Here is a 26,229-nt window from a genome sequence, read left to right as displayed (position 1 = left end):
ACCGAAATGACGGAAATATCGCGTTATCTTGCTGCGGTACCCACGGGGTTCGTCCGCCTCCGAACCGGTGGACGGGCCTCGGCCGCCGAGCGGTCGCACATCCCGCGAGAGAAGCGATGATCCAGGCCATCGGACTGACCAGCAACGCCCGCAAGGACCTCCCGCCCGCCGTCGACGACGTGTCCTTCGAGGCGCGCACGGGCCGTGTCACCGCGCTGCTCGGCGCGCACGGCGCCGGAAAGACGACCACCCTCCGGCTGATGCTCGAGCTCCAACAGGGCCGTGGAATCACGTACTTCAGAGGCCGCCCCCTGCATCGCATCGCTCACCCCTGCCGCGAGGTCGGCGTCCTCCTCGGCGAGGTCCCCGGCCACCCGGCGCGCACGGTCCGCGGCCAGCTGCGCATGCTGTGCGCGGCCGCCGGGGTGCCCGTCCGGCGGGCCGACGACGTCCTGGAGGTCGTCGGCCTCGTCAGCCTCCGCGACCAGCGGCTCGGCATGCTCTCGCGCGGCATGGACCGCCGGCTCGGCCTCGCCTGCGCCCTGCTGTCCGACCCGCACACGCTCGTCCTCGACGGCCCCGCCGACGGCCTGTCCGTACGCGAGAGCCGCTGGCTGCACGGGATCCTGCGCGCGCACGCCTCCCACGGCGGCACCGTCCTGTTCTCCACGGGCGACGCCAAGGAGGCGGCGCGGACCGCCGACCGCGTCATCACCCTGGAGGCCGGACGCCTCGTCGCCGACCAGGAGGCCGCGGACTTCGCCCGCACCCGGCTCCGCCCCCGCGTGGCCGTCCGCAGCCCGTACGCGGGCCGCCTGGCCGCCCTGCTGACCAAGGAGGCGCGCACGGGGCAGCGCTCCATCGAAGTGGTCCGCGAAGACGGCAACAGGCTTGCCGTGTACGGCAGTAGCTGCGCCGACGTGGGCGAGACCGCCTTCCGCCACGGCATCCTCGTCCACCAACTCGCCGACGAGATCGGCGATGCGGGACCGCTGGCGCCTCCCACGCCGACAGCGGAAGCCCCCGGATCCGCCCGCCCCGAAGCCGCCCCCGCCGAAACCACCCCCTCCGCCACGCACGAGCCGGAACCGGATCCCGCCACCTCCTCGGCCCCGGCGTCAGCAATCTCCTCGCCCCCGGCGTCCGCAACCTCCTCGGCCCCGAAGCCCGCGCCGACGACGGACCCGAAGCCCGGGCTGACGGCGGACCCGGAGCCCGAACCGTCGCCACCCCCGGCCCAACTCCCGTACATCAAGCTCCAGTCCACCCCGCTCCGGCCCACCCCGCTCCAGTCCACGCCCGAAAACCCCGCGACCGGCCACCCCCTCCCCCCGACGGACCCGCAGCACGACACCACCCGGCAGCCCACGCCCACGACCATGGTCCCCCTGGCCACTGACATCGCCACAAGGAACCCGCTGACCACGGAGACCCCACAGCCCTCTCCAGCCTCTCTGTCACCCCTGCCACCCCCCATCACCATCCGCTCCGCCCGCAGCCCCCTGCGCCCCTTCCGCTACGAGCTGCGCCGCGCCTTCGGAGTGGGCACCGGCTACCTCACCTCGGCGGCCGTGCTCGCCCTGTCCGCCGTGCTCTGCGTCTTCCTCGGCAGGACCGGACACAGCCCGCAGCACCGCCTCCTCGCCGCCTGGCCGCAGGAACTGCCGCTGCCGCCCGCCGCGCTCGGAGCCGGGCTGCTCGGTGCGCTCGCCTTCGGGGACGAGTTCCGCCACCCCTCGCTCGCCGCCGACCGCGGCACCGTCCCCCGCCGCCTCGGGCTCCTCGTCGCCAAGCTCACGGTCGCCGCGGCCACCGGACTGCTGCTCGCCCTGCTCACCGTGGCGTCCGACGGCACTCTGCTCCACCTCGTCTACGGAGATGAGCTCACCAAGGTCCCCGCCGACTGGCTCTCGCTGAGCGCTAGTTGGGCTGCGCTGGTGATGGGGTGCGCCTGGGCCGGAGTGCTCGCGGCGGGCGTCTTCAGGTCCACGACCGCCGGTCTCGCCGCGGTGCTCGCGGTGCCGATCGTCGTCGTGCCCCTCGTACAGAAGGCCCTGGAGGGCCCATCTGTGCGATCGGCGGCGGGATTTCCGGCCAGGCTGCGCGATCTCGCGCTCGTGCAATGGCCGTTCGGCGCCGAGCGGTACGTCGCCGGGGGCGTGCGGGTCCTCGCCCAACCCGTGGGCAGCGCACTGATGTTGTCGCTCACCGCTCTGCTCTGCGCCTACCTGCTCACGGCCATGCGCGGCAGAGCCCGTTAACGACCGTTGGGCGCCTCGGGTTCGAGTGCTGCGCGCAACTCCCCGGGGAACGCCCATTTCTTTCCGATAAGGCGTCAATTGCGGCGGGGTAAGCGATCACCCTTTCGTGTGCTTTTCACCAAAGACCTCAAGGCACTTGGGAGCCACGCCGACAAAGGATCCGTGAGTACCCTTGCGCACACCATGATGACCGCCGCCCGCTCCGCCGACTCCGGCCTCGCAGGACCGGGCGAACTCGACCGCTACCCCTACGCGGAGGCCCCCGGAGCCGGCCGCGTCGTAGCCCCCGCGTGGGAGGGCGCCGACCAGGACCTGGGGCGCGTCGGCCGCCGCGCGGCCGGCAGCCGCGGCCGCGGCCTGCACGGCCAACTCGTCCAGCAGCTGGGCCAGATGATCGTCTCCGGCGACCTCGGCGCCGACCGCCCGCTGGTCCCCGAGGAGATCGGCCAGCGGTTCGAGGTCTCCCGCACCGTCGTCCGCGAGTCGCTGCGCGTGCTCGAGGCCAAGGGCCTGGTCAGCGCCCGGCCCAACGTCGGTACGCGCGTGCGCCCGGTCAGCGACTGGAACCTGCTCGACCCGGACATCATCGAGTGGCGGGCCTTCGGGCCGCAGCGCGACGACCAGCGGCGTGAACTCAGCGAGCTGCGCTGGATGATCGAGCCGCTCGCCGCCCGCCTCGCCGCCGGGCACGGCCGCGAGGAGGTGCAGCAGCGCCTCGCCGACATGGTCGAGATCATGGGGCACGCGCTCGGCCAGGGAGACTCGATCACCTTCTCCCGCGCCGACGCCGAGTTCCACTCGCTGCTCCTCCAGGTCGCGGGCAACCGCATGCTGGAGCACCTCTCCGGAATCGTTTCCGCCGCGCTCCAGGTCTCCGGCGGCCCGGTCACCGGCTGCGACCGCCCCACGGAGGCGTCCCTCGCGCACCACTCCCGCATCGTCGACGCCCTTGCGGCGGGCGACGGGGCCGGAGCGGAGGCCGCCATGCGCCAGCTGCTGACGGTCCACCCCGAGGTGGAGCGCGTCGTACCCGCTCCGCGCGAGCACTGACCTCGCGCCCACGCCGGCACGGCCGACGTGTGCGCCGCGCGGCAGCACCCCGCTTCCCCGTACGTACTCCGCTGACGTCACCCGCGACGGACGTCGCCCGCGACGCCCCGTGTGCCGCCGGGCCTCGGGCTCCCCAGGGAGCCGATGAGGTCCGGCGGCTCGGTCGTTGGGCCGTCGCCGACCGTTGTCGCGCGAAGCCTGGGTGCTTCTGACCGTATCTAGCTGCTTTTGAGCGCTTACGGGGTGTGACTCGGGCCACGTAGATTGGGCGTAACGCTCGTCGGGGCAGCGCGATGACCTAAGAGGTGATAGCCGAGGAGGGAATACAGACGTCGTTCACGACGCTGTGCAGCTCCACGGTCCCGCCCGCGCCGTCGGCCCATCCCCAGTCGTCGGTCGTCGGCTCCGGTCCACAGTGGACGGGGCCGGAAGCCGTTTTCCAACGTTCCGAGAGGTTGTTCGTGTCGGCCAGCACATCCCGTACGCTCCCGCCGGAGATCGCCGAATCCGTCTCTGTCATGGCGCTCATCGAGCGGGGAAAGGCTGATGGGCAGATCGCCGGCGATGACGTGCGTCGTGCCTTCGAAGCTGACCAGATCCCGGCCACTCAGTGGAAGAACGTTCTGCGCAGCCTCAACCAGATCCTCGAGGAAGAGGGTGTGACGCTGATGGTCAGTGCCGCGGAGCCCAAGCGCCCCCGCAAGAGCGTCGCAGCAAAGAGTCCGGCCAAGCGCACCGCGACGAAGACCGTCGCGGCCAAGGCAGCCACGGTCAAGCCGGCCGCCACGTCCGCCGCCGCCCCCGAGGCACCCGCGGCGGAGGCCGCGGCCGAGGAGGGCGCGTCCGCCAAGAAGGTCGCAGCCAAGAAGACGACGGCCAAGAAGGCCGTAGCCAAGAAGACCACCGCCAAGAAGGCGGCGGCCAAGAAGACCGCGTCCAAGAAGGACGACGAGCACGTCGAGGACGAGGCCGCCGAGGAGACCCCCGCAGCAGCGGGCAAGCCCGGCGAGGAGGAGCCCACCGAGGGCCAGGGCTTCGTCCTGTCCGACGAGGACGAGGACGACGCTCCCGCGCAGCAGGTCGCCGCCGCCGGTGCCACCGCCGACCCGGTCAAGGACTACCTCAAGCAGATCGGCAAGGTCCCGCTGCTCAACGCCGAGCAGGAGGTCGAGCTCGCCAAGCGCATCGAGGCCGGTCTGTTCGCCGAGGACAAGCTGGCCAACGCCGACAAGCTGGCGCCGAAGCTCAAGCGCGAGCTGGAGATCATCGCCGAGGACGGCCGCCGCGCCAAGAACCACCTCCTGGAGGCCAACCTCCGCCTGGTGGTCTCCCTGGCCAAGCGCTACACCGGCCGCGGCATGCTCTTCCTGGACCTGATCCAGGAGGGCAACCTCGGTCTGATCCGCGCGGTCGAGAAGTTCGACTACACCAAGGGCTACAAGTTCTCGACGTACGCCACGTGGTGGATCCGCCAGGCGATCACCCGCGCCATGGCCGACCAGGCCCGCACCATCCGTATCCCGGTGCACATGGTCGAGGTCATCAACAAGCTCGCGCGCGTGCAGCGCCAGATGCTCCAGGACCTGGGCCGCGAGCCCACCCCGGAGGAGCTGGCCAAGGAACTCGACATGACCCCGGAGAAGGTCATCGAGGTCCAGAAGTACGGCCGCGAGCCCATCTCCCTGCACACCCCGCTGGGCGAGGACGGCGACAGCGAGTTCGGTGACCTCATCGAGGACTCCGAGGCCGTCGTCCCGGCCGACGCGGTGAGCTTCACGCTCCTCCAGGAGCAGCTGCACTCCGTCCTGGACACCCTGTCCGAGCGCGAGGCGGGCGTCGTCTCCATGCGCTTCGGCCTCACGGACGGCCAGCCGAAGACCCTGGACGAGATCGGCAAGGTCTACGGGGTGACGCGTGAGCGCATCCGTCAGATCGAGTCCAAGACGATGTCGAAGCTGCGGCACCCGTCGCGCTCCCAGGTGCTGCGCGACTACCTCGACTAGTCACCCGCGTCACCCGACGCTCCACGGAAGGCCCGGAGTCCCGCATCGGCGGCTCCGGGCCTTTCCCGTGCCTGCCCGCTCTGCCACGCCCGCGCGGGGGTGCGGGGCTTGTCGTACTGGATCACTGTGGGTCTGCGATGGCAACCCAGAGTGAGGAGCTCGCATGCGGAGTCGCTTCGCCCGAAACCTGACGGGAGCAGTGGCCCTGACGGCCGCCGCGGCCGCGCTGGCGCTGGTCTCGCCCACCCCGGTGGCGGCCGACAGCGTGGTCATCGGAGGAAACCCGGTGCAGGCGTCCGAGAGCCCGTGGGCGGTGGCGCTCTCGAGCCGTGACCGGTTCGGAGGTACGCGGGCGGGACAGTTCTGCGGGGGCGTGGTCGTGGGGCCCTCGACGGTGCTCACCGCCGCCCACTGCCTGAGTGAGGAGGTCCTCGGGGTACCGCTGAACGAGGTGACCGACCTGAAGGTCATCGCGGGCCGGGGCGACCTGCGCGCGGCGGACGGGGGCGAGGTGTCCGTCGGCAGGGCCTGGGTCAATCCGTCGTACGACCCCTACACGAACGCCGGTGACATGGCCGCCCTGACGCTCTCCAGGCCGCTCCCGGCGTCCTGGGTGATCCCCATGGCCTCGGAGGGCGATCCGGCGTACGAGCCCGGCACGGGCGCCGCCGTGTACGGCTGGGGCGACACCACGGGGGCGGGCGACTACGCGCGCAAGCTGCGTTCCGCGCGCGTGCGAGTCCTCCCGGACACGGCCTGCGAGGCGGCCTACCCGGGCGACTCCGACGGAACGTATCTGCCCACCTCCATGCTGTGTGCCGGAGAGCTCGAGGGAGGGCGCGACGCCTGCCAGGGGGACAGCGGCGGGCCGCTGGTCGCCCACGGGCGTCTGGTGGGCCTGGTGTCGTGGGGGAGCGGCTGCGGGCGGGCCGGGAGCCCCGGGGTCTATACGCGGGTCTCCGAGGTCCTCCGCGCGGTGCGGCCGGGCTGAGCACGGGCCCGCGGGGACGGGCGGACATGAGAACGGGCGGCCGCCCCTGGGTCACAGGGGCGGCCGCCCGTTCACCGGTCTGGTGCCGGTGCTGGCTCGTCGTGGTCGCGAGGCGTCAGCGTTCCTCGTCGGACGCGGATTCCGGGACGGCCGTGAGCCGCTCCGTCTCGTCCTGTATCTCAGCGGCGATCTTCTTGAGTTCCGGCTCAAACTTGCGGCCGTGGTGGGCGCAGAAGAGCAGTTCACCACCGCTCAACAGGACGACGCGCAGGTAAGCCTGGGCGCCGCAGCGGTCGCAGCGATCAGCGGCCGTCAGGGGGCTCGCGGGGGTCAGAACAGTAGTCACGTCGCCTCTTCTCTAGCTCGACGAGCTGTCGTACCAGGGTCAACATCCAACCAGGCCGAAAACGTTCCCGCTCGTGGCTTTTCCTCGAAGTTTTCTTTCGAGTCGGCTGTCTGCTGCCGGTTGGCGGCGAATGTGCCGTATTGCGTCTCTTACGTGTCGTACGGTTTCGCGCTGTCTGTCAGGTCAGGTCCTCCCGGCTGGGTTGCCGGTTGTTCATGAGGACGTGCCCGGAGCCTAAATGGTTCATGCCTGGAAGGGAACGTGACGTGCGCTTCACTCGATCGAAGGATCGAACGTGCGTACGTATCTGGACTAGTCTGAGTTGAGATGAGGGTGGCGTGACAACGGCTCTACCTGGCCTCGGTACCCTCTGAGCGGCAATCGAAGCCGGGCCCTTACCCCAGAGGGCCCCTCTTGAAATTCAGCGAGGAGCGAACCGCGTGACCGCCGAGACGTCCGTGCCGTCCACAGCGTTGCTGACCGGAGCAGACCGGGACGGTTCCAACTACACCGCGCGGCACCTGCTCGTCCTGGAGGGGCTCGAGGCGGTTCGCAAGCGTCCGGGCATGTACATCGGGTCGACGGACAGCCGCGGCCTCATGCACTGCCTCTGGGAGATCATCGACAACGCCGTCGACGAGGCCCTGGGCGGGTACTGCGACCACATCGAGGTCATCCTCCACGACGACGCGTCCGTGGAGGTGCGTGACAACGGCCGGGGCATTCCGGTCGATGTCGAGCCCAAGACCGGCCTTTCCGGGGTCGAGGTCGTCATGACGAAGCTGCACGCCGGCGGCAAGTTCGGCGGTGGCTCGTACGCCGCCTCCGGCGGTCTGCACGGCGTCGGCGCCTCCGTGGTGAACGCCCTGTCGGCCCGTCTGGACGTCGAGGTCGACCGCAGCGGCCACACGCACGCCATCAGCTTCCGCCGCGGTGTCCCGGGGGCCTTCGCCAAGCCGGGGCCCGACGCCGACTTCGACCCGGCGGCCAAGCTGCGCAAGACCAAGAAGGTCCCCAAGAACCGCCAGGGCACGCGCGTGCGGTACTGGGCCGACCGCCAGATCTTCCTCAAGGACGCCAAGCTCTCCCTGGAGACGCTGCACCAGCGCGCCCGCCAGACCGCCTTCCTGGTGCCGGGCCTGACGATCGTCGTACGCGACGAGTACGGGCTCGGCGAGGGCGGCACCAAGGGCGAGGAATCCTTCCGCTTCGACGGCGGGATCAGCGAGTTCTGCGAGTACCTGGCCCAGGACAAGGCGGTCTGCGACGTCCTCCGCTTCTCCGGGCAGGGCACCTTCAAGGAGACCGTCCCGGTCCTCGACGACCACGGCCAGATGACGCCGACCGAGGTCACCCGGGAGCTCGGCGTCGACGTCGCGATGCGCTGGGGCACCGGGTACGACACGACGATCAAGTCCTTCGTCAACATCATCGCCACCCCCAAGGGCGGCACCCACGTGACCGGGTTCGAGCGCTCGCTCACCAAGACGATGAACGAGGCGCTGCGCGGCCAGAAGGTGCTGCGCGTCGCCGAGGACGACGTCGTCAAGGACGACGCCCTGGAGGGCCTGACGGCGGTCGTCACCGTCCGCCTCGCGGAGCCGCAGTTCGAGGGCCAGACCAAGGAGGTCCTCGGCACCTCGGCGGCCAACCGGATCGTGGCCAATGTGGTGGCCAAGGAGCTGAAGGCGTTCCTGACCTCCACGAAGCGCGACGCCAAGGCGCAGGCCCGCGCCGTCATGGACAAGGTCGTCGCCGCGGCCCGCACCCGCATCGCGGCCCGCCAGCACAAGGACGCACAGCGCCGGAAGACCGCGCTGGAGTCCTCCTCGCTGCCCGCGAAGCTCGCCGACTGCCGCAGCGACGACGTGGAGCGCAGCGAGCTGTTCATCGTCGAGGGCGACTCGGCGCTCGGCACGGCCAAGCTGGCGCGGAACTCCGAGTTCCAGGCGCTCTTGCCGATCCGCGGCAAGATCCTCAACGTTCAGAAGGCGTCCGTCTCGGACATGCTGAAGAACGCGGAGTGCGGCGCGATCATCCAGGTCATAGGAGCCGGGTCCGGCCGGACCTTCGACATCGACGCGGCGCGCTACGGCAAGATCATCCTGCTCGTCGACGCCGATGTCGACGGCGCGCACATCCGGATCCTGCTGCTGACGCTGTTCCAGCGCTACATGCGCCCGATGGTCGAGGCGGGCCGGGTCTTCGCCGCCGTGCCTCCGCTGCACCGGATCGAGCTCGTCCAGCCCAAGAAGGGCCAGGACAAGTACATCTACACGTACTCGGACCGCGAGCTGCGCGAGACGCTGCTGGAGCTGCAGCGCAAGAACGTCCGGTACAAGGACTCGATCCAGCGGTACAAGGGTCTCGGCGAGATGGACGCCGACCAGCTGGCCGAGACGACGATGGACCCGCGGTACCGCACGCTGCGCCGGATCAACATCTCCGACCTCGACGGCGCGGAGCAGGTCTTCGATCTGCTGATGGGCAACGAGGTCGCGCCGCGCAAGGAGTTCATCACCAGCTCCGCCGCGACGCTGGACCGCTCGCGCATCGACGCGTGAGCCCGGCGCGGCCCGCCGCGTAGGCGTCTTCTCCACCCCTGGGTGGAGCCCATGGCTCCACCCAGGTTCCACCTCTGCTCCGATCCCGTGACCTGGGCCTTTCCGTAGCGTCGAAGGCGTTGATTCCCCGTCCTTCCCGCTCTCGGAGGCATCAGATGTCCGGGCTGACCAACGTTCTCGTGATCTGCGCCGTCGTCGTGCTGGTGATCGCCCGCCAGTTCAAGGCGCAGGAGGTCACCGCCGACAAGCGCTGGTGGGTCGTGCCCGCAGTGCTCGTGTTCCTGGCCGTGCGCGACCCCGACCTGCTGGATCCGCAGCAGCGGACCCTGTCCGCCGTGCTCCTCGGCACCGAGGTCCTGGTGGGCATCGGTCTGGGCGCTGCCTGGGCACGGACCACTCATCTGTGGCGGGGGCAGGACGGCGTCGTCTGGAGCAAGAGCACCAAGGCCAGCGCGCTCGTCCTGGTCGTCGGCATGGCGGCGCGGGCGGGGCTGTTCGGCGTCGGCGCCCTGCTGGACATACATCAGGGCAGCCCGGCCATGATGCTGGCCATCGCCGCCACCCTTCTGGTCCGCAGCGGCATCCTGGTGCTGCGCGCGCGCCCGCTCGCCCCGGCCTACGGTGGAGCGGACACGTCGTACGCCCCGCGCATGCCGCACGAGCCGACGAGGCAGAACACCTTCCAGGGGTACGCCGAGCCGTTGCGGAAGGACCGTGTGTGAACCAGGACCGGTGGATGGCATGGCCCTCCCGGGAGGCTCTCACCCGGGAGGGGACGAGCCCGGCCCGGGTGTGGTTCGTCCGGGTCCTGCGCGTGCTGATCCTCGGCAGCCTGACGTGGGACGCGTTCCACTCCGAGCGTGGCTGGCGGCTGGTGGCGGGGCTCGCCATGGTCGCGGTCGTCGCCGGGCTCGGCTGGGGCCTGTACCGCGCCTCGCTCGCTCACCGGCTGTGGCCCTCGGTGGGGCTGCTCGCCCTGCTGATGGGGGCGGCGTTCGTGGCGCAGTGGCAGGACTGGCGAGTGCTCGCGCTGGTGCTCTGGTGCAGCACGGCGGTCACGGCCCTGGAGCGGTTGCCGCTGGTCGCGGGGGTGGTGTGCGTGCTCGTCGCGATGACGGCGTTCGCCACGTACAACACGGACAACTGGCTGGGGACCTCGCTCATCGTCGTCGGGCTCGCACTCGCCGGCTACACCCTGCGGCTCGACGCCGAGGCGCGTGGCAACGCACAGCGGCTGCTGGCCCAGGAGCGGGCGGCCCGCGCGGCCGAGGCCGAGTCGGCGGCGCTGGCCGAGCGTGCGCGCATCGCCCGCGAGATCCATGACGTGCTCGCGCACAGCCTGTCCGCGCAGCTCGTCCACCTCGAAGCGGCCCGGCTGCTGATCGAGAGGGACGCGGCGCGGGACCAGATCCTGGACCGCGTCGTGGCGGCGCGCTCCATGGCCCGTGAGGGGCTCGCCGAGACCCGGCAGGCGCTCTCGGCGCTGCGCGGGGAGATGACGCCGGTCGAGGACTTCCTGCGCGAGCTGGTCGCCTCTGAGGGGGCGGAGGTCACGGTCCGCGGGACGCGTCGGGCCCTGCCCGCCGAGGCTTCGCAGGCGGTTCGCAGGGTCGCGCAGGAGGCGATGACGAACGTCCGCAAGCACGCCCGGGGCGCCAAGGTGTTCGTGAGCCTCGAGTACGGCGAGGAGGAAGTGACCCTGGGCATAAGGGATTCGGGCGGGGCGCCGGGCGAACTCGCGGGCTCCGGGGCCGGATACGGTCTGCTCGGGATGCGGGAGCGGGCCGAACTGCTGGGCGGCTCCCTGGAGGCAGGGCCGGACGAGGAGGGCTTTGTGGTGACGCTGAAGGTGCCCGCATGACGGTGAGCGGTGAGGGGGCGCCCGCGGCGGGGGACCCGGCCGTGCCCGGTGGCGGGGGTGGCGGGGACAAGAGGCCCGCGCGCGTGGTCGTGGTCGACGACCAGACAGTGGTGCGGGAAGGGATCGTGATGCTGCTGGGCCTGCTGCCCGGGATCGAGGTCGTCGGGGCCGGGGGAGATGGCGAGGAGGCCGTACGGCTGGTGGCCGAACTCTCCCCGGACGTCGTCCTGATGGACCTGCGGATGCCCCGCGTCGACGGCGCGGAGGCCACGCGCAGGATCCGGGCCGAGTATCCGCGCACGCAGGTCGTCGTGCTCACCACCTACGCGGACGACGAGTCGCTGTTCCCCGCGCTCCGGGCGGGAGCGCGGGGCTACCTCACGAAGGACGCGGGCGGGGACGAGATCGTACGGGCGGTGGAGGACGTGCTGTCGGGGGACGCGGGTCTGTCGCCGAAGATCCAACGGCGGCTCCTGGAGCGGCTGTCCGAGCCCGATCCGCCCCCACCGGCGGTGGCGCCGCCGGACGGTCTCACCACGCGGGAGACCGAGGTGCTCGTCCTGATCGCTGAAGGGCTGACGAACCACGAGATCGCCCGCGCGCTGCACGTCTCGACCGCCACGGTGAAGACCCACATCAACAACCTCTTCGCCAAGACGGGCCTCAAGGACCGTGCGCAGGCCGTCCGTTACGCCTACCGGCACGGTCTCGCGCAGCCTCCTGGGAACTCCCGGGCCTGAGGGAAGCCGGAGACGAGGGGTATCACCTGATGGGGTGAAGAGCGCGAGAGAAGAGTCAGGGATCTTCCCGTTCTGCCCATCCTTGGGCACGCGGCCGAACGGCGCCGCGGACAAGGAGAGTTCGGTGAAGAAGCACGACAGGCGCGAGGCCGGGCAGGCCCGGACAGGAGATCTCGAGGATCCCTGGTACGACGCGCTTGCCTCCGGCTGGGGCGAGTTGGACGGCACGGGGGCGCCCACGCCCGTGGTGCCGGCCCCGGCCGCCGCCGTGGAGTCCAGCGCGGCCGACATCTACCGGGAGGTGCAGCAGAGCGCCGCCTTCCAGGAGGTGCGACGGCGCTATCGACGGTTCGTCGTGCCCGGGGTGGCCGTCTTCTTCACCTGGTACCTGACGTACGTCGTGACCGCGACGACGGCGCCGGGCCTGATGGCGCGGCCCGTCTCGGGGGCGGTGAACGTCGCGATGGTCGCGGGGCTCGCCCAGTTCCTCACGACCTTCCTGCTGACCTGGGCGTATGCGCGCCATGCCCGGCTGCGCCGGGACCGGGCGGCGCTCGATCTGCGCTGGTCCGTGTACGAGCAGAAGCGGGAGCACGAGCAGCGCAGGGGCCAGGGCGGTCCGGCGCGGGGACGCGGGCAGGTGGCGGAGTGATGACCGGTGACCACCAGACCCTGGCGCTCGTGCTGTTCGGACTCTTCGTGGCGGTGACGCTGGCGATCACCACCTGGGTGAGCCGCAACCGGCACGGCTCTGCGGAGGAGTTCTACGCGGGCGGTCGGCTGTTCTCCCCCATGGAGAACGGTTTCGCCATCGCGGGCGACTACATGTCGGCGGCCTCCTTCCTCGGCGTCACCGGGCTGATCGCGCTCTACGGCTACGACGGCATGCTCTACGTGGTGGGCTTTCTCGTGGCCTGGCTCGTGGTGCTGTTCCTGGTCGCCGAACTGGTGCGCAACTGCGGGCGGTTCACGCTCGCGGACGTCGTCGCCGCCCGGATGCGGGAGCGGCCGGTCCGTATCGCCGTGGGCTCGTCCTCGGTGACCGTGTCCGTGCTCTACCTGGTGGCCCAGATGGTGGGGGCGGGCTCACTGGTCGCGCTGCTGCTCGGCGGGACGAGCGGGGCGGCCCGGGCCTGGACGGTGATCGGGGTCGGCGCGCTCATGGTGATCTATGTGTCCTTCGGCGGGATGCGGGCCACCACCTGGATCCAGATCGTCAAGGCGGTCCTCCTGCTGTGCGGGGCGGTCGCGCTGACCGTGCTCGTCCTGGTGCGGTTCCACGGCGACATCGACCAGTTGCTGCGGACGGCGGCCGACCGCAGCGGCCAGGGGAATCGATTCCTCGCACCCGGCCTGAAGTACGGCGGGAGCTGGACCGCGCGCTTCGACTTCATCAGCCTGGGGCTCGCGCTCGTCCTCGGCACGGCGGGACTGCCGCACATCCTGTCGCGCTTCTACACGGTGCCGACGGCGCGGGCCGCCCGTCGCTCCGCCGTCTGGTCCATCGGGCTCATCGGCGGCTTCTACCTGATGACGATCGTGCTCGGCTTCGGCGCGGCGGCCATCGTGGGTCCCGATGCGGTGCGCGGGTCGAACGCAGCGGGGAACACGGCCGTTCCGCTGCTCGCGCTCGATCTCGGAGGCGGCGCGGATTCCACGGGAGGAACGGTTCTCTTCGCGGTCGTCGCCGCGGTCGCGTTCGCCACGATCCTCGCCGTCGTCGCCGGGATCACGCTCGCCTCCTCGGCCTCCGTCGCCCACGATCTGTACGCGTCCCTGAGGCGCCGGAGCGCCGAGCCGCGCAGCGAGGTGGCGGTCGCCCGGGTCGCGGCCGCAGGGGTCGGCGTGGTCGCGATCGCCCTCGGACTGCTCGCCCGTGACCTGAACGTCGCCTTCCTGGTGGGCCTCGCCTTCGCCGTCGCCGCGTCCGCCAATCTGCCGGTGCTGCTCTACTCGCTGTTCTGGCGGCACTTCACCACGCGTGGCGCGGTCTGGTCGGTCTACGGGGGCCTGGTGCCCGCCCTCGCGCTCGTGGTGCTCTCACCCGTCGTCTCCGGTGGGCCGGGCGCCCTCTTCCCGGGCATGGACTTCCAGTACTTCCCGCTGGAGAACCCCGGCCTGGTCTCGATCCCGCTCGGCTTCCTCGCGGGCTGGCTGGGCACGGTCACCTCGCCGGAACCCGCGGACGAGGACAAGCACGCCGAGACCGAGGTGCGCGCGCTCACCGGGGCGGGCGCGGCGTAAGAGGCCGAATCCGCCCACGAGTCGAGGGCCGGACGAACCCGGAGGCCGGACAGACCTAAAGGCTGGCGGCCCACTCGTAGCGGTGCTCGGGGCGGCCCGTGTCGCCGTACTTGAGGCTGAGCCTGACCCGGCCCGTGCGCTCCAGGAGCTTCAGATAGCGCTGGGCGGTCTGGCGGCTCAGCCGGGTGCGCTCCGCCAACTCCTGTGCGGACAGCGGCCCTTCCGCCGCCATGAGGGCCCTGCGGACCAGCTCCGCCGTGGTCGGGGAGTGGCCCTTGGGCAGCTCCGGGGCGGCCGTGGTCGACAGGGCGCCGAAGATCCGGTCGACCTCGGCCTGCTCGGCCTCGCCGCCGCCGTCGAGGGTGCGGCGCAGCGCCGCGTACGCGTCGAGTTTGGCGCGCAGACCCGCGTACGAGAACGGCTTCACCAGGTACTGGAGCGCGCCGTGGCGCATCGCGGCCTGGACGGTGCCGACGTCGCGGGCGGCGGTCACCATGATCACGTCGGCCTGGTGGCCGCGCTCGCGCAGCGACCGTACGACCGCGAGGCCGGTCTCGTCGGGCAGATAGTGGTCGAGGAGCACGAGGTCGACGGTGAGCTCCCCGGTGAGGCGGAGGGCGTCGGCCGCGCTGTGGGCCTTCCCGGCCACGCGGAAGCCCGGCACCTTCTCCACGTAGGCGGCGTTGACGTCCGCGACGCGCACGTCGTCATCCACCACCAGGACCTCGATCATCGTGCTTCCTCCGCGGCGGTCAGCTCGGCCTGTGCGAGCGCTTCGGGCAGGATCACCGTGAACTCGGCGCCCCCGTCGGATGCGGCGGCGACCCGTGCGCTGCCCCCCTGCCGTTCCGCGAGGCGGCGCACCAGGGCGAGGCCGATGCCGCGCTTCCCGTGTGCCGGAGGCTCCTTGGTGGACCAGCCCTCGATGAAGATTGATTCATATTGATCGGCCGATACACCGGGTCCGGTGTCGCGCACGCGCAGCACCACGGTGCCTTCCTCTGCCCGCAGTTCGACCTCCACGCGCGCGTGCTCGCTCCCGGCGGCAGCGTCCAGAGCGTTGTCGACGAGGTTGCCCACGATGGTGACCAGGCCGCTCGGGTCGACGAGGCGGTCCGGGAGCCCGGTGCCGGGCGGCAGGGAGAGGGTCACGCCGCGCTCCGCCGCGACCGTCGCCTTGCCGACGAGGAGCGCCGCGAGCAGTGGGTCACGGATCTTCTCGGTGATCTGCTCGGCGGTCACCCGGTGCGCGCCCGCCACCTCGCCCACGAACTCGGCCGCCTCCTCGTACATCTCCAGTTCGAGGAGGCCCAGGAGGGTGTGCATGCGGTTGGCGTGCTCGTGGTCCTGGGCGCGCAGCGCGTCGATGAGGCCGCGTGTGGAGTCGAGTTCACGGCCGAGTTGCTCGAGCTCGGTGCGGTCGCGGAGGGTCGCGACGGCGCCGCCGTCGTCGGTGGGCATGCGGTTGGCCACCAGGACGCGCTGGCCGCGCACCGTCAGCAGGTCGGTGCCCTCGACCCGGCCCGCGAGCACATCGGTCGTACGCCCCGGGCCGAGCGCCGCGTCGAGGGGCCGGCCGATGGCCTCGGTGCCGAGGCCGAGCAGCCGCTGGGCCTCGTCGTTGAGCAGCCGGATCCGCCCGTTCCGGTCGAGCGCCACGACCCCCTCACGGATGCCGTGCAGCATGGCCTCGCGCTCGGCGAGGAGCGCCGAGATATCGGAGAAGGCCAGGTCACGGGTCTGTCGCTGCACCCGGCGCGAGATCAGATACGCGGCCAGGGCGCCCACCGCGAGCGCCCCGCCCGCGTACGCGAAGAGGCCCGGGATCGCGTGGATGAGGCGGTCCCGCACGCTGTCGTACTCGATGCCCACGGAGACGGCGCCCACGATGCCGCCGTGGGCGTCCCGCAGCGGTACCTTGCCGCGCGCGGAGCGCCCCAGGGTGCCGTCGTCGATCTCCATGACGTCCTGGCCCGCCAGCGCGTCGCTGGGGTCGGTGGAGACGACATGGCCGATCTGGGACGGGTCGGTGTGCGACCAGCGCACCCCTTCCTTGTTCAAGATCACGACGTACTCGGCCCCGCTGGCCCGCCGGATCCGCTCGGCCTCGGCCTGCACGGGGCCCTTGGGGGTGGGTCGGCTGGCCGCCAGGTCCTCGGCGATCTGCGGCTGTGCCGCCGTCGTCTGCGCGATGGCGAGGGCCCGGCGCATCGCCTGGTCGTCGAGCTGGTCGCCGAGCGGGGCGAGGAACAGGCCGGTGGCGAGCACCGCGACCCCGGCGGCTATCCCCAACTGCATCAGCAGGACCTGCGAGAAGACGCGCCGCGGCAGGCCGAGGCGGAGTCGTCGGGCAGGGGAGGTCGGGCTCATGTGTACGAACGGTACGGCGGCGGGAGGGCTACTCCGAAGTCAGTGTGGCGGGGATCTCCCGCGCGCGGGACACCGGTTTCACCGCCACGACGTCCATCCGCGCCGGTGACCCGAGCGCACCGCCGCAGCTTTCCGGCCGGGGCGGCAGCGCGGCCCCCTGCGCCACTGTCACCTGCCAGCGCCTGCCGTCGGTGTGGGTGACGGCCACGTCCCAGCTCGGGGCCGCAGCGTCCACCTGACCGTCCACCTGTACGACCTGACCGTCCGCCTGTGAGACCTGTGAGACCTGTGCGACGGTCAGGGCTCCGGCCGAGTCCTCCCCGACGGCCCTGCGCACCGCCAGCTCCGCCGCCTGCCCCGGCCGCTCCCACGCCGAGCCGCCCCGGCACCCCCGGGTGACGACGCGTCCCTCACGGGCGGCCTCGAGGATCTCCTTCACGTCGTGCGCGGAGGCGCGGCCGTACGCGTATCCGTAGGGCAGCACCAGGAGCGTGGGGGAGAAGCGGTGACCACCCAGATGAGTGACTTCCCAGGCGCCCTCCACACCGGCCCCGGCCAGTTCGGCGGCGAGCGGGCGGCCCAGCAGGGCGCAGCAGCGGTCGCGCTTGCCGTTGGTGCAGACGAGGGCGAGCGGCGCACCGGTGTGCGCGGTTCCGAAGTCCTGGTGGTCGCCGTTGCCCAGGGCCACGAAGTCCAGGTCGAGCAACTCCCTTGGCGCCTGCGTCATATGGGTGCGCAGCCAGCTGTGGCCGGGGGCGGTGTGGGCCACGTAGACGCGGCGGCGCGCGACGGTGTGGCAGTCGGCATGCCGTCCGGGGCGCCGGATCAGCGCGACCCGTACGCCCGTGCCGTCAGCCGCCGCCTCCAGGGCGCGGCCGAGCTCGGGGTCGAGGTGGCTGGACGTGAGGGCCTTGGTGCCCCAGGGGCCCGGCTGCTCGACGAGAAGCCATGTCCTGGCGGTCGCGGCGGTGCCGGCGAGAGGCTCGGCCAGGTCCCGCGAAGCGGTCGCACACGTACTCACAAAGGCGAGCCTAACCTGCCCCGGTCCGGCGCTCTCGTGGGCCGGGGCCCTCCGGGGCTCAGCCGCCTTCCGGAACGGGCAGCGGCTGCGGCGGCCGCACGCCCACGTACTGGCCGCTGGGCCGCATCCGCAGCGGGCGCTCCTGGTACTCCTCCAGGGCGTGCGCGATCCAGCCCGCGGTGCGCGCCACCGCGAAGATCGTCTCGCCCCCCTCCGCGGGCATCCCGGAGGAGGCGGTGAAGACCGCGAGCGCCAGGTCGACGTTGGCGTGCAGGTCGGTGTGGCGGGCGGTGGTGGCCACCACGTCGCGGGCCGCGGCGAGGGCGGGACCGGCCTTGGGCATCCTCTCCAGGAGGCCGAACAGTGCCCGCGCGCGCGGGTCTTCACCGGGGTAGAGGCGGTGGCCGAGCCCGGGGACCCGCCGCCCGGCGCGCAGCTCGTCCGCCACGACGGGGGCCGCGCTGCCCCGGTCCAGGACGTCGAGGAGCATGCGGTGGGCCAGGCCGCTGGCCGCGCCGTGCAGGGGGCCCTCCAGGACGCCGAGACCGGCCGACACGGCCGCGTACGGGTGTGCGTGCGCCGACGCTGCGACGCGGACGGCCAGGGTCGACGCGGCGAGGTCGTGGTCGACGAGGAGCGCGAGGGCGGTGTCCAGGATGTGCAGGGACGCCTCGTCGGGCGTCCGTCCGCTCAGCCTGGTCCAGAGGCGGTGGGCGAGGGGGCCGTCGTCCTTGTGCGTGCCGAGAACCGGGGGGAGCGCGTGGACCAGGGTGGGGATGAGTGTGCGGCCGGTGCCGATGACGGCTTGCTCGGACAGGTCGAAGCGGAGCGGGTCGGCGGCCGCGGCGGAGATGGCCGCGACCCTCAACCGGTCGGTCGGGCCGCTGTGTTCGGGCAGTGCTCCGACGGCGCGCCGGGCGGCTCTGACGGTGTCCTTGGGAGCGGCGAAGCGGATGCCGGGGCGCAGGGTGCCCGTCCACAGCCACTCGGCGACCTCTTCGTAGGAGTGGTTCAGGGCGAGCTCGGCGGCGTCGACGCCGCGGAAGTAGTAGCGGTCCTTGTCGATGAGGGTGATGTGGGTGCGCACGGAGAGCTCGCCGCTCGCGGCCGTCGCCGTGGGGTCTCTTCTGTTCCTGCGTGCGAGCGCCTCGACCTCGTTGGCGTCGAAGGTGCTGCCGCGGGAGCCGGGTCCTCTGCGGCTGCTGAGCTGACCGCGGCTCACGTACGCGTACACGGTCTCGGGCTTCACGCCGAGCGCTTCGGCGGCCTCTTTGGTGGTCAGCCGTCGGCCTTCTCGTCCCTGGTCTTCTTCCTGGGCCTCTCGAACTGTGCGCGCACTGTGGGCCCTTCGCTCCGTCATGGCGTCACCGTATCCGCATCGCGCCTATATTGATTCAATCAATATTGACAGAGATTAAGTCAAGCATGGACAGTCGAATCAAGTCCAGGGAGGAAGTCGAGGAACACCATGCCGATCAATGGCTCCACCACCCCCGCAGCCGCCCCCGTCGAGGTCCCGCGCGGCCTCGCAGGCGTCGTCGTGACCGAGACCCGGCTCGGCGACGTCAGGGGGTACGAGGGCTTCTACCACTACCGCCAGTACTCGGCCGTCGAGCTCGCGCAGGCCCGCGGCTTCGAGGACGTATGGCACCTCATGTTCCACGGTGAACTGCCGGACGCCGCCCAGCGCGCGGTCTTCACCGAGCGGACCGCGGCGCTCCGTCACCTGCCGGACGAGGTGCGCGCCGCACTGCCCGCGATCGCCCGGGCCAGCTCGCTCTCGGGCCCGCTCGCGGGCCTGCGCACCGCGCTGTCGCTCTTCGGGGCGTCGCGCGACTTCCGCCCGGTGTACGACATCGACGGTGATCAACGACGGTCGGACGCCCTCGCCGCATCCGCCGTGGTCCCCACCCTGCTGACCGCGCTCCACCGGCTCGGCCAGGGGCTCGACCCGGTCGAGCCGCGCGACGACCTGTCGTACGCGGCCAACTACCTCTACATGCTGACCGGTTCGGAGCCGGACCCCCGGCGTGCGCGGGCGATCGAGCAGTACTTGATCTCCACGATCGACCATGGATTCAACGCGTCCACATTCACCGCCCGCGTCATCACATCAACAGGTGCGGATGTCGCCGCTTGTCTGGTCGGGGCCGTCGGCGCGCTGTCCGGCCCGCTGCACGGAGGGGCGCCGAGCCGCGCGCTCGACACACTCGACGCGATCGGCAGCCCCGACCGCATCGACGGCTGGATCCGGGAACGGGTCCTGGCGGGCGACCGGATCATGGGCTTCGGGCACCCCGTCTACCGCACCGAGGATCCGCGCTCGCGCATGCTGCGCGGCATCGCGCAGCAATTCGGCGGCCCGATGGTGGAGTTCGCCGTCGAGGTCGAGCGGCAGGTGGAGGCGATCCTCGCCGAACTGAAGCCCGGCCGCGAGCTGCACACCAACGTGGAGTTCTACGCGGGTGTCGTCATGGAGCTGTGCGGCCTGCCCCGCGAGATGTTCACGCCGACGTTCGCCTCGGCGCGGGTCGTCGGCTGGAGCGCCAACATCCTTGAACAGGCGGAGGATTCAAAGATCATCCGCCCTGCGGCGCGGTATGTGGGGGCGGTTCCGCCGGTGCCGGTGCCGGTGCCGTCGGAAGGGGCGATCTGACGCCTACGGTGCTGAGCCCGGCGGCGGCGTGCCTCGCCGCCGAGCGGCCAGTGCCTGCTCGAAGGCTTGGAACACATGTCCCTCGGAGCTCTCCGGCGACAGCGCGGCCTTGTGCGCCCGTGTGGCGTTCCAATATCTCCGGAAGGCACTGCTGCTCAGGAGGTTCTCGGCGTGGACGATCAAGTCGTCGTCGGAGATGTTGCCCCAGCTGTACGCGAGGACATAGTGGTTGAAGGTGAGGTTGGCGAAGAGGTTCTGGCGGAGCGTGGAATCGGGCTCTCCGCGGAAGTCGTTCCACACAGCGGACAGAGACGGATCATCCATGATCATCTGTGTGAGCTGCACATGGAGGGCCCTCATGTCGGCTTCCGCGCTCCGGCGCAGCTCGTCGCGTGACGCGTTGAGCTCGTGGCGCTGAAGGGAGAGTTCCTGGCGCTGCAGCCGCAGTTCCCGCTGCTGGAAGAGCAGTGTGACGACAAGCAGCAGGAGAGCGAGCCCGGAGAAGACGGCACTCACGCCGCCGAAGTAGTCGCCGAGTGAGCTGCGCTGCTCCGCGGTCCGCCGGTCGCCGTTGATCGCCTCCACGCCGCGTATGAGCCAGCCGCTCACAGCGATGGAGGCGATACCCACCAAGATCACTCCTGCGACACACGAGACGACCCATGAGCAGATCTTGAGCGCGGAGTGCCACATCTGCTGGCGTGCCATCAACCCCTCCCCGAACCTGCGGGATTCTTCCCTCAGGGGGTAAGGGAAAACGGGGTTGTTCCTCAAGGGGCTTGCCCCGTACGGCAGTTGAGGGCGCCCTTGTCAGGGCTGCCCTCAACTGCACTGTGACTACTTGTCAGGAATGTCGGGCCTGGCCAGCACCAGCGTCTGTCGGGTGATGACGACGATGCGCTGGTCGATGCCGTGTAGGCAGCCGGGCGGCAGACAGTACCGGAGACGCTCGGTCGCGTCGGTCCCGATCACGGCGAAGTCGCCGTTGGTGAGCTCGAAGATGTCGGGACAGGTCTCGCCGCTGAGGCTGCCCCGCTGGCGTGGGGCGACGCCGACGCGGCGTGCTATCTGCAGTGGGTGGGCGCCGGTGCGCCCGAGGTGAACTGGCATGCTGCGACTCCTCGCGGCAGGCGGAGAGCAGTGAGTGATACGGAACGCGAGGGATCACTCGCGTGGTGTGACGGCTCGATGCCGCAGACCGGATCCGGTGCGGCGCGAGTTGAGGGCAGCTCAGGCCTCTGGGATGTCGACCTTGGCCCGGACGAGGGTGTCCCGACTGATAACGACGATGCGTTCGTAGTCGGCACGTGCAGCATCAGTCGGCAGTTCGCCGTCGAGCGCCTCGGTCCTGTCCGTCCCGATGACGGCGAAGTTGCCGTCACTCAGTTCAAAGATGTCGGGGCAGGTCTGGCCGGTTGCGCTGCCCCGCTCACGGGGAGACGCGCCGATGCGGCGCACGATCTTCAAGGCGATCCCTGTCCTTGGGCGGTAGGGGAGTAAGGGCGGAGACAGGGTAGCCCCTCGATGTTGCGTGGACGGGTGTGTCGTCATCCAACTGGCCCTATTCGCCAGGTGGTTCACCCACCACCCACCACTCGTCGGTCTCTGCTTCCTGCAACTCCCGGTCCAGGCGGTCCACCATCCGTCCCAGTTTGGCCTCGTCCGAAGAGCGATCCAGGCTCGCGCGGTGATGGCGGGTGGCGTCCCAGTACTCCCGGAAGATGGGGTTTTGGCACATCACCCGAAGGTGTCCGTGGAGCTCTGTCAGGCTCATGGCGCCTATGCGATGGGCGTGCAAGGCGTTGATGTAGAGCGCGTTGGCGAAGAGGAACTGCCGTTGCCGCTCGGGCGGAACATCCTCGTCGTACGTGTTCAGGACGGCCGCCAGTGTGGCGTCCCCCATGGCTTTGCACAGTAAGTCGAAGTGGAGGCGGTGCTGCTCGGTGAGTGCGGCGACGTGGTGCCTGGCCGCCTGCGCTGCGGGTTCGTCCTCGGCGCCGAGACCTTCGTGTGTGGCAGGGAGCGCGGACTGGCGTCGCTCCCAGGCTCGGAGTAGCGCGAAGGCCCCTGTTGCGAAAGCGAGCCCCGCGACAGCGGCCGAGCCCGTCCCCCGTATCCGATATTTCTGTGTGGCCATGTCAACCCCCGAATCAGGCGACCGTCCGCCGGTCGTCGGGTGCGGGCCAACGGGGAGTGGGACCGGCGAGAGCGATGGGCGGCGCGCTTGCCGCCTCCCAGGTTGCCGAGCGGCGCTGATCGACAGGGAGGCGGAGAGGAGGCGCACAGGAGGCAGCTCTGGTCGAACCTCCCGGCGCCGTGCCCAATGTGTGCCCCGCGAGCGCCGCTAACAATCGTTCACTTCGCGGTGCTTCTACGCGCACATATCCTTGGGCGGTCTTCACACGTCGTACGGGGCTCGTCTGCCCGTCGACGCGGGATGTACACGGATCCCGTAGCGACGACATGGACGAGATGGATGTCATGGGCGTCATGAGCAACATCAGCGGTACGAATCAATGCGAGAGGCGCACGGTGAGCACGCGACAGATCCCGGTCATCGTCCTCGCCGGCTTCCTGGGGTCCGGAAAGACGACCCTGCTCAACCACCTTCTGCACCGCAGCGGGGGAAGCCGGATCGGTGCGATCGTCAACGACTTCGGGTCGATCGAGATCGACGCCATGTCCGTCGCGGGCCAGCTCGGCGACTCCACCGTCTCCCTGGGCAACGGCTGCCTGTGCTGCGCCGTGGACGCCGGCGAACTCGACGAGTACCTGGAGCGGCTCGCCCGGCCCTCCGCCCGTATCGACGTCATCGTGATCGAGGCCAGCGGGCTCGCGGAGCCGGAGGAGCTGGTGCGGATGCTGCTCGCCAGCGAGAACCCGCACATCGTGTACGGCGGGCTGGTGCAGGTCGTCGACGCCGCCGAGTTCGACGCCACCAGGGAGCGCCACCCCGAGGTCGACCGGCACCTGGGCATCGCCGACCTCGTCGTGGTCAACAAGAGCGACCGGGTGGCCGTGGAGGAGCGCGAGCGGGTGCTCGGCGTGGTGCGCGGGCTCGCGGGGCGCGCGGCCGTCGTGGCGGCCTCCTACGGGCGCGTGGACGTCGAGCTGCTCCTGGACCGCAAGCCGGTGGGGGAGCGGGTCGGGCAGCTCTCGTTCGACGACCTGCATGCCGTGGAGCGCGAGGAGCACGACCACGATGACGGCCACGACGGCGAACGCGACAGCCACGCGCGCCATCTGCACTCCGCCTACGAAAGCCTCGCCTTCGTCTCCGAAGTGCCCCTGGCGCCCCGCCCGTTGATGGCCTTCCTCGACAGCAGGCCCGAGGGGCTCTACCGCATCAAGGGATACGTCGACTTCGGGCCGTCCGACCCGAAGAACCGGTATCTGGTGCACTCCGTGGGGCGGTTTCTGCGCTTCTACCCGGAGCCGTGGCCGATCGCGGAGCCGCGCCGCACGCAGCTCGTGTTGATCGGGTCCAGCATTGACGCGGACGGTCTGGAGAAGGAGCTGGAGGCGTGCCGCGCGGAGACCCCACAGGCCGATGAGCACGGCATGTGGGGCGTCCTGCGCTACGTACAGGAGCCGGAGGAGGCACCCGAGGGGTGAACCCCTCGGGCGGTCTCCGCCGAGCGAGCGCTACACCGGGCCCGCGACCGCCGCCACCGGCTTCGCCAGGGACACGCCCGAGCCGTCCCGGCGCGGGTCCGGCTCAGGGAGCTCGGCGGGCGAGCCGTTGCGCTGTGCCGCGTGCGGTGGCGTCGGGCCCGCCCAGGCGAAGCTCAGGCAGTCCTCGCCCTTCAGGAAGCGCTGCACGCGGACGCCGCCCGTGGCGCGGCCCTTGCGCGGGTACTGGTCGAACGGCGTGAGCTTCGCCGTGGTCTGCACCGAGTCGTCGAGGGTGCCGCGCGAGCCCGCGACCGTGAACACCACGGCGTCTGCCGCCGGGTCGACCGCCGTGAACGAGATGACCTTCGCGCCGTCGGTGAGCTTGACGCCCGCCATGCCGCCCGCCGGGCGGCCCTGCGGCCGCACCTGGGACGCCTGGTAGCGCAGCAGTTGCGCGTCGTCCGTGATGAAGACCAGGTCCTCCTCGCCCGTACGCAGCTCGGCCGCGCCGACGATGCGGTCGCCCTCCTTGAGGGTGATGACCTCCAACTCCTCCTTGTTCGAGGGGTAGTCGGGGACCACGCGCTTGACCACGCCCTGTTCCGTGCCGAGCGCGAGGCCCGGGGAGGACTCGTCGAGCGTCATCAGACAGATCAGCTTCTCGTCCGCCTCCAAGGAGAGCAGCTCCGAGACCGGCGCCCCACCGGAGAGGTTGGGTGCGGCCGCCGTCTCCGGGAGCTGTGGCAGGTCCACCACGGCGAGCCGCAGCAGTCTGCCCTCCGAGGTCACGGCGCCGACCTCGCCGCGCGCCGTCGCGGGCACCGCCGAGACGATCACATCGTGCTTGGTGCGCTTGCTGTCGCCCTCGGAGAACGGGTCGCCGTTCGCCGTGCGTGCCAGCAGGCCCGTCGACGACAGGAGCACACGGCACGGGTCGTCGGCCACCTGGAGGGACGCCGTGGGGGCCGGGGCGCCGGAGGACTCCATCAGGACCGTGCGCCGCTCCGTGCCGAACTTCTTGGCCACCGCGGCCAGTTCGGAGGAGACCAGCTTGCGGAGCTCGGCGTCCGACTCCAGGATGCGGGTCAGCTCCTCGATCTCCGCGTTCAGCTTGTCGCGCTCGGACTCCAGCTCGATGCGGTCGTACTTGGTGAGGCGGCGCAGCGGGGTGTCGAGGATGTACTGCGTCTGCACGTCGCTCAGGGAGAAGCGCTCCATCAGGCGCTCCTTGGCCTGCGCGCTGTTCTCGCTGGAGCGGATGAGGCGGATGACCTCGTCGATGTCCAGGAGGGCGACGAGCAGGCCCTCGACCAGGTGCAGCCGGTCGCGCTTCTTGCCGCGCCGGAACTCGCTGCGCCGGCGCACGACATTGAAGCGGTGGTCCAGATAGACCTCGAGGAGCTCCTTGAGGCCGAGGGTGAGGGGCTGGCCGTCCACCAGCGCGACGTTGTTGATGCCGAAGGACTCCTCCATGGGAGTCAGCTTGTAGAGCTGCTCCAGGACGGCCTCCGGCACGAAGCCGTTCTTGATCTCGATGACCAGGCGCAGGCCGTGCTCGCGGTCGGTGAGGTCCTTGACGTCGGCGATGCCCTGGAGCTTCTTCGACCCGACCAGGTCCTTGATCTTGGCGATCACCTTCTCCGGGCCGACGGTGAAGGGCAGTTCGGTGACGATGAGGCCCTTGCGGCGCGCCGTCACGTTCTCCACGGAGACCGTGGCGCGGGTCTTGAAGGTGCCGCGGCCCGACTCGTACGCGTCCTTGATGCCGGAGAGGCCGACGATGCGGCCGCCCGTGGGCAGGTCGGGGCCCGGGACGAACTTCATCAGCGTCTCGAGATCGGCGCCCGGGTGCTTGATCAGGTGGCGGGCGGCGGCGATGACCTCGCTGAGGTTATGCGGCGGCATGTTCGTCGCCATGCCGACGGCGATGCCCGACGAGCCGTTCACCAGCAGGTTCGGGTAGGCGGCCGGGAGGGCGACCGGCTCGGTCTCCTGGCCGTCGTAGTTCGGGGTGAAGTCGACGGTGTCCTCGTCGATCGACTCCGTCATCAGGGAGGTGGCGTCGGCCATGCGGCATTCCGTGTACCGCATGGCGGCCGGCGGGTCGTCGTTGCCGAGCGAGCCGAAGTTGCCGTGGCCGTCCACCATCGGCAGGCGCATGGAGAAGGGCTGGGCCATGCGCACCAGGGCGTCGTAGATCGAGGCGTCGCCGTGGGGGTGCAACTTACCCATGACCTCGCCCACGACGCGGGCGCACTTGACGTAGCCGCGCTCGGGGCGCAGGCCCATCTCGTTCATCTGGTAGACGATGCGGCGCTGGACGGGCTTCATGCCGTCCCGCGCGTCCGGCAGGGCGCGGGAGTAGATGACCGAGTAGGCGTACTCGAGGAAGGAGCCCTGCATCTCGTCGACGACGTCGATGTCGAGGATCTTCTCCTCAAAGTCGTCGGGCGGCGGGGTCTTCGTGCTGCGGCGGGCCATCGCTGCTGCGGCTCCTTCACAGATTC

The 26,229-nt window shown here is 70.8% G+C and carries 22 protein-coding genes; 12 read left to right on the top strand and 10 right to left on the bottom strand.

Annotated features, from left to right (window positions below):
* Nucleotides 1-116: 116 nt before the first annotated feature.
* From ACFWYM_RS20140 to ACFWYM_RS20125, 4 genes are all read left to right on the top strand, one after another.
* On the top strand, nt 117-2,261 hold the full coding sequence (locus tag ACFWYM_RS20140; protein WP_384838566.1) for an ATP-binding cassette domain-containing protein: 2,145 nt from the start codon (nt 117-119) through the stop codon (nt 2,259-2,261).
* Between the two features lie 162 nt (nt 2,262-2,423).
* Nucleotides 2,424-3,311 (top strand): FadR/GntR family transcriptional regulator, encoded by an 888-nt coding sequence (locus tag ACFWYM_RS20135; RefSeq protein WP_384838563.1) that lies wholly within the window; start codon nt 2,424-2,426, stop codon nt 3,309-3,311.
* Between the two features lie 461 nt (nt 3,312-3,772).
* On the top strand, nt 3,773-5,314 hold the full coding sequence (locus ACFWYM_RS20130) for an RNA polymerase sigma factor (RefSeq protein WP_384838560.1): 1,542 nt from the start codon (nt 3,773-3,775) through the stop codon (nt 5,312-5,314).
* Nucleotides 5,315-5,477: 163 nt separating this feature from the next.
* Nucleotides 5,478-6,305 (top strand): serine protease, encoded by an 828-nt coding sequence (locus tag ACFWYM_RS20125; protein ID WP_384838557.1) that lies wholly within the window; start codon nt 5,478-5,480, stop codon nt 6,303-6,305.
* Between the two features lie 115 nt (nt 6,306-6,420).
* On the opposite strand, the gene ACFWYM_RS20120 is transcribed toward ACFWYM_RS20125, so the two are convergent.
* Nucleotides 6,421-6,651: a hypothetical protein gene (locus ACFWYM_RS20120; RefSeq protein WP_055697095.1), complete on the bottom strand. Its 231-nt coding sequence runs from the start codon at nt 6,649-6,651 to the stop codon at nt 6,421-6,423.
* Between the two features lie 440 nt (nt 6,652-7,091).
* Between ACFWYM_RS20120 and ACFWYM_RS20115 the strand changes: the two genes are divergently transcribed.
* The 6 genes from ACFWYM_RS20115 to ACFWYM_RS20090 all read left to right on the top strand — a co-directional run bounded on the left by ACFWYM_RS20115 (nt 7,092) and on the right by ACFWYM_RS20090 (nt 14,060).
* Nucleotides 7,092-9,215 (top strand): type IIA DNA topoisomerase subunit B, encoded by a 2,124-nt coding sequence (locus ACFWYM_RS20115; RefSeq protein WP_384838554.1) that lies wholly within the window; start codon nt 7,092-7,094, stop codon nt 9,213-9,215.
* Between the two features lie 155 nt (nt 9,216-9,370).
* Complete coding sequence (locus ACFWYM_RS20110) at nt 9,371-9,937, top strand: DUF1453 domain-containing protein (protein WP_384838551.1); 567 nt, start codon at nt 9,371-9,373, stop codon at nt 9,935-9,937.
* Nucleotides 9,934-11,076: a sensor histidine kinase gene (locus ACFWYM_RS20105; protein ID WP_384838549.1), complete on the top strand. Its 1,143-nt coding sequence runs from the start codon at nt 9,934-9,936 to the stop codon at nt 11,074-11,076. Before ACFWYM_RS20110 ends, ACFWYM_RS20105 begins: the two co-directional genes overlap by 4 nt.
* The gene (locus ACFWYM_RS20100; protein WP_384838546.1) at nt 11,073-11,816 is read left to right on the top strand and encodes a response regulator; all 744 of its coding nucleotides are present in this window, start codon (nt 11,073-11,075) and stop codon (nt 11,814-11,816) included. The genes ACFWYM_RS20105 and ACFWYM_RS20100 overlap by 4 nt, the downstream gene beginning before the upstream one ends.
* 124 nt (nt 11,817-11,940) lie before the next feature.
* Nucleotides 11,941-12,468 carry a DUF485 domain-containing protein gene (locus tag ACFWYM_RS20095; protein ID WP_384838543.1) on the top strand — a complete coding sequence of 176 codons (528 nt, stop codon included), beginning with the start codon at nt 11,941-11,943 and terminating at the stop codon, nt 12,466-12,468.
* Nucleotides 12,468-14,060, top strand: coding sequence for a cation acetate symporter (locus ACFWYM_RS20090; RefSeq protein ID WP_384838541.1), 1,593 nt, complete (start codon nt 12,468-12,470; stop codon nt 14,058-14,060). Before ACFWYM_RS20095 ends, ACFWYM_RS20090 begins: the two co-directional genes overlap by 1 nt.
* Before the next feature lie 55 nt (nt 14,061-14,115).
* Here the strand turns inward: ACFWYM_RS20090 and ACFWYM_RS20085 are convergent, their stop codons facing one another.
* The 4 genes from ACFWYM_RS20085 to ACFWYM_RS20070 are packed head-to-tail and all read right to left on the bottom strand — an operon-like array spanning nt 14,116 to nt 18,811.
* Nucleotides 14,116-14,793, bottom strand: a complete 678-nt coding sequence (locus tag ACFWYM_RS20085; protein WP_384838538.1) for a response regulator — start codon at nt 14,791-14,793, stop codon at nt 14,116-14,118.
* A complete protein-coding gene (locus tag ACFWYM_RS20080) occupies nt 14,790-16,430 on the bottom strand; it encodes an ATP-binding protein (protein ID WP_384838535.1) in 1,641 nt (546 codons plus the stop codon). The genes ACFWYM_RS20085 and ACFWYM_RS20080 overlap by 4 nt, the downstream gene beginning before the upstream one ends.
* A gap of 28 nt (nt 16,431-16,458) precedes the next feature.
* Nucleotides 16,459-17,451, bottom strand: a complete 993-nt coding sequence (locus ACFWYM_RS20075) for a sucrase ferredoxin (protein ID WP_384838532.1) — start codon at nt 17,449-17,451, stop codon at nt 16,459-16,461.
* 58 nt (nt 17,452-17,509) lie between these two features.
* Nucleotides 17,510-18,811, bottom strand: coding sequence for a citrate synthase family protein (locus tag ACFWYM_RS20070; RefSeq protein WP_384838529.1), 1,302 nt, complete (start codon nt 18,809-18,811; stop codon nt 17,510-17,512).
* Between the two features lie 108 nt (nt 18,812-18,919).
* Here ACFWYM_RS20070 and ACFWYM_RS20065 point away from each other — a divergent pair, with 108 nt between their 5' ends.
* On the top strand, nt 18,920-20,107 hold the full coding sequence (locus ACFWYM_RS20065; RefSeq protein ID WP_384838526.1) for a citrate synthase: 1,188 nt from the start codon (nt 18,920-18,922) through the stop codon (nt 20,105-20,107).
* Nucleotides 20,108-20,110: 3 nt separating this feature from the next.
* On the opposite strand, the gene ACFWYM_RS20060 is transcribed toward ACFWYM_RS20065, so the two are convergent.
* The 4 genes from ACFWYM_RS20060 to ACFWYM_RS20045 form a co-directional block, all read right to left on the bottom strand.
* Nucleotides 20,111-20,815: a DUF6082 family protein gene (locus tag ACFWYM_RS20060; protein WP_384838523.1), complete on the bottom strand. Its 705-nt coding sequence runs from the start codon at nt 20,813-20,815 to the stop codon at nt 20,111-20,113.
* Between the two features lie 129 nt (nt 20,816-20,944).
* Nucleotides 20,945-21,217 carry a hypothetical protein gene (locus ACFWYM_RS20055; RefSeq protein WP_384838520.1) on the bottom strand — a complete coding sequence of 91 codons (273 nt, stop codon included), beginning with the start codon at nt 21,215-21,217 and terminating at the stop codon, nt 20,945-20,947.
* Nucleotides 21,218-21,337: 120 nt separating this feature from the next.
* Entirely contained in the window at nt 21,338-21,574 is a 237-nt protein-coding gene (locus tag ACFWYM_RS20050) for a hypothetical protein (RefSeq protein ID WP_384838518.1), read from the bottom strand.
* A gap of 94 nt (nt 21,575-21,668) precedes the next feature.
* Nucleotides 21,669-22,244 carry a DUF6082 family protein gene (locus tag ACFWYM_RS20045; RefSeq protein ID WP_384838516.1) on the bottom strand — a complete coding sequence of 192 codons (576 nt, stop codon included), beginning with the start codon at nt 22,242-22,244 and terminating at the stop codon, nt 21,669-21,671.
* 353 nt (nt 22,245-22,597) lie between these two features.
* Between ACFWYM_RS20045 and ACFWYM_RS20040 the strand changes: the two genes are divergently transcribed.
* Complete coding sequence (locus ACFWYM_RS20040) at nt 22,598-23,722, top strand: CobW family GTP-binding protein (RefSeq protein ID WP_384838843.1); 1,125 nt, start codon at nt 22,598-22,600, stop codon at nt 23,720-23,722.
* A 30-nt stretch (nt 23,723-23,752) separates the two neighbouring features.
* Here ACFWYM_RS20040 and ACFWYM_RS20035 read toward each other — a convergent pair whose 3' ends face one another.
* A complete protein-coding gene (locus ACFWYM_RS20035) occupies nt 23,753-26,203 on the bottom strand; it encodes a DNA topoisomerase (ATP-hydrolyzing) subunit A (protein WP_384838513.1) in 2,451 nt (816 codons plus the stop codon).
* Between the last annotated feature and the right edge of the window lie 26 nt (nt 26,204-26,229).

Origin of the sequence: Streptomyces sp. NPDC059009, assembly GCF_042740175.1 — a bacterium.
GTDB lineage: Bacteria > Actinomycetota > Actinomycetes > Streptomycetales > Streptomycetaceae > Streptomyces.
The sequence above is the reverse complement of the archived record's forward strand: the minus strand, read 5'-3'. Positions and strand labels throughout refer to the sequence as shown.

What these genes read in the sequence shown, in the direction of transcription:
- ACFWYM_RS20035 (WP_384838513.1), bottom strand. Translation starts at nt 26,203, where the DNA reads ATGGCCCGCCGCAGCACGAAGACCCCGCCGCCCGACGACTTTGAGGAG.
- ACFWYM_RS20065 (WP_384838526.1), top strand. Translation starts at nt 18,920, where the DNA reads ATGCCGATCAATGGCTCCACCACCCCCGCAGCCGCCCCCGTCGAGGTC.
- ACFWYM_RS20055 (WP_384838520.1), bottom strand. Translation starts at nt 21,217, where the DNA reads ATGCCAGTTCACCTCGGGCGCACCGGCGCCCACCCACTGCAGATAGCA.
- ACFWYM_RS20140 (WP_384838566.1), top strand. Translation starts at nt 117, where the DNA reads ATGATCCAGGCCATCGGACTGACCAGCAACGCCCGCAAGGACCTCCCG.
- ACFWYM_RS20040 (WP_384838843.1), top strand. Translation starts at nt 22,598, where the DNA reads ATGAGCAACATCAGCGGTACGAATCAATGCGAGAGGCGCACGGTGAGC.
- ACFWYM_RS20125 (WP_384838557.1), top strand. Translation starts at nt 5,478, where the DNA reads ATGCGGAGTCGCTTCGCCCGAAACCTGACGGGAGCAGTGGCCCTGACG.
- ACFWYM_RS20080 (WP_384838535.1), bottom strand. Translation starts at nt 16,430, where the DNA reads ATGAGCCCGACCTCCCCTGCCCGACGACTCCGCCTCGGCCTGCCGCGG.
- ACFWYM_RS20070 (WP_384838529.1), bottom strand. Translation starts at nt 18,811, where the DNA reads ATGACGGAGCGAAGGGCCCACAGTGCGCGCACAGTTCGAGAGGCCCAG.
- ACFWYM_RS20110 (WP_384838551.1), top strand. Translation starts at nt 9,371, where the DNA reads ATGTCCGGGCTGACCAACGTTCTCGTGATCTGCGCCGTCGTCGTGCTG.
- ACFWYM_RS20100 (WP_384838546.1), top strand. Translation starts at nt 11,073, where the DNA reads ATGACGGTGAGCGGTGAGGGGGCGCCCGCGGCGGGGGACCCGGCCGTG.
- ACFWYM_RS20045 (WP_384838516.1), bottom strand. Translation starts at nt 22,244, where the DNA reads ATGGCCACACAGAAATATCGGATACGGGGGACGGGCTCGGCCGCTGTC.
- ACFWYM_RS20085 (WP_384838538.1), bottom strand. Translation starts at nt 14,793, where the DNA reads ATGATCGAGGTCCTGGTGGTGGATGACGACGTGCGCGTCGCGGACGTC.
- ACFWYM_RS20090 (WP_384838541.1), top strand. Translation starts at nt 12,468, where the DNA reads ATGACCGGTGACCACCAGACCCTGGCGCTCGTGCTGTTCGGACTCTTC.
- ACFWYM_RS20060 (WP_384838523.1), bottom strand. Translation starts at nt 20,815, where the DNA reads ATGGCACGCCAGCAGATGTGGCACTCCGCGCTCAAGATCTGCTCATGG.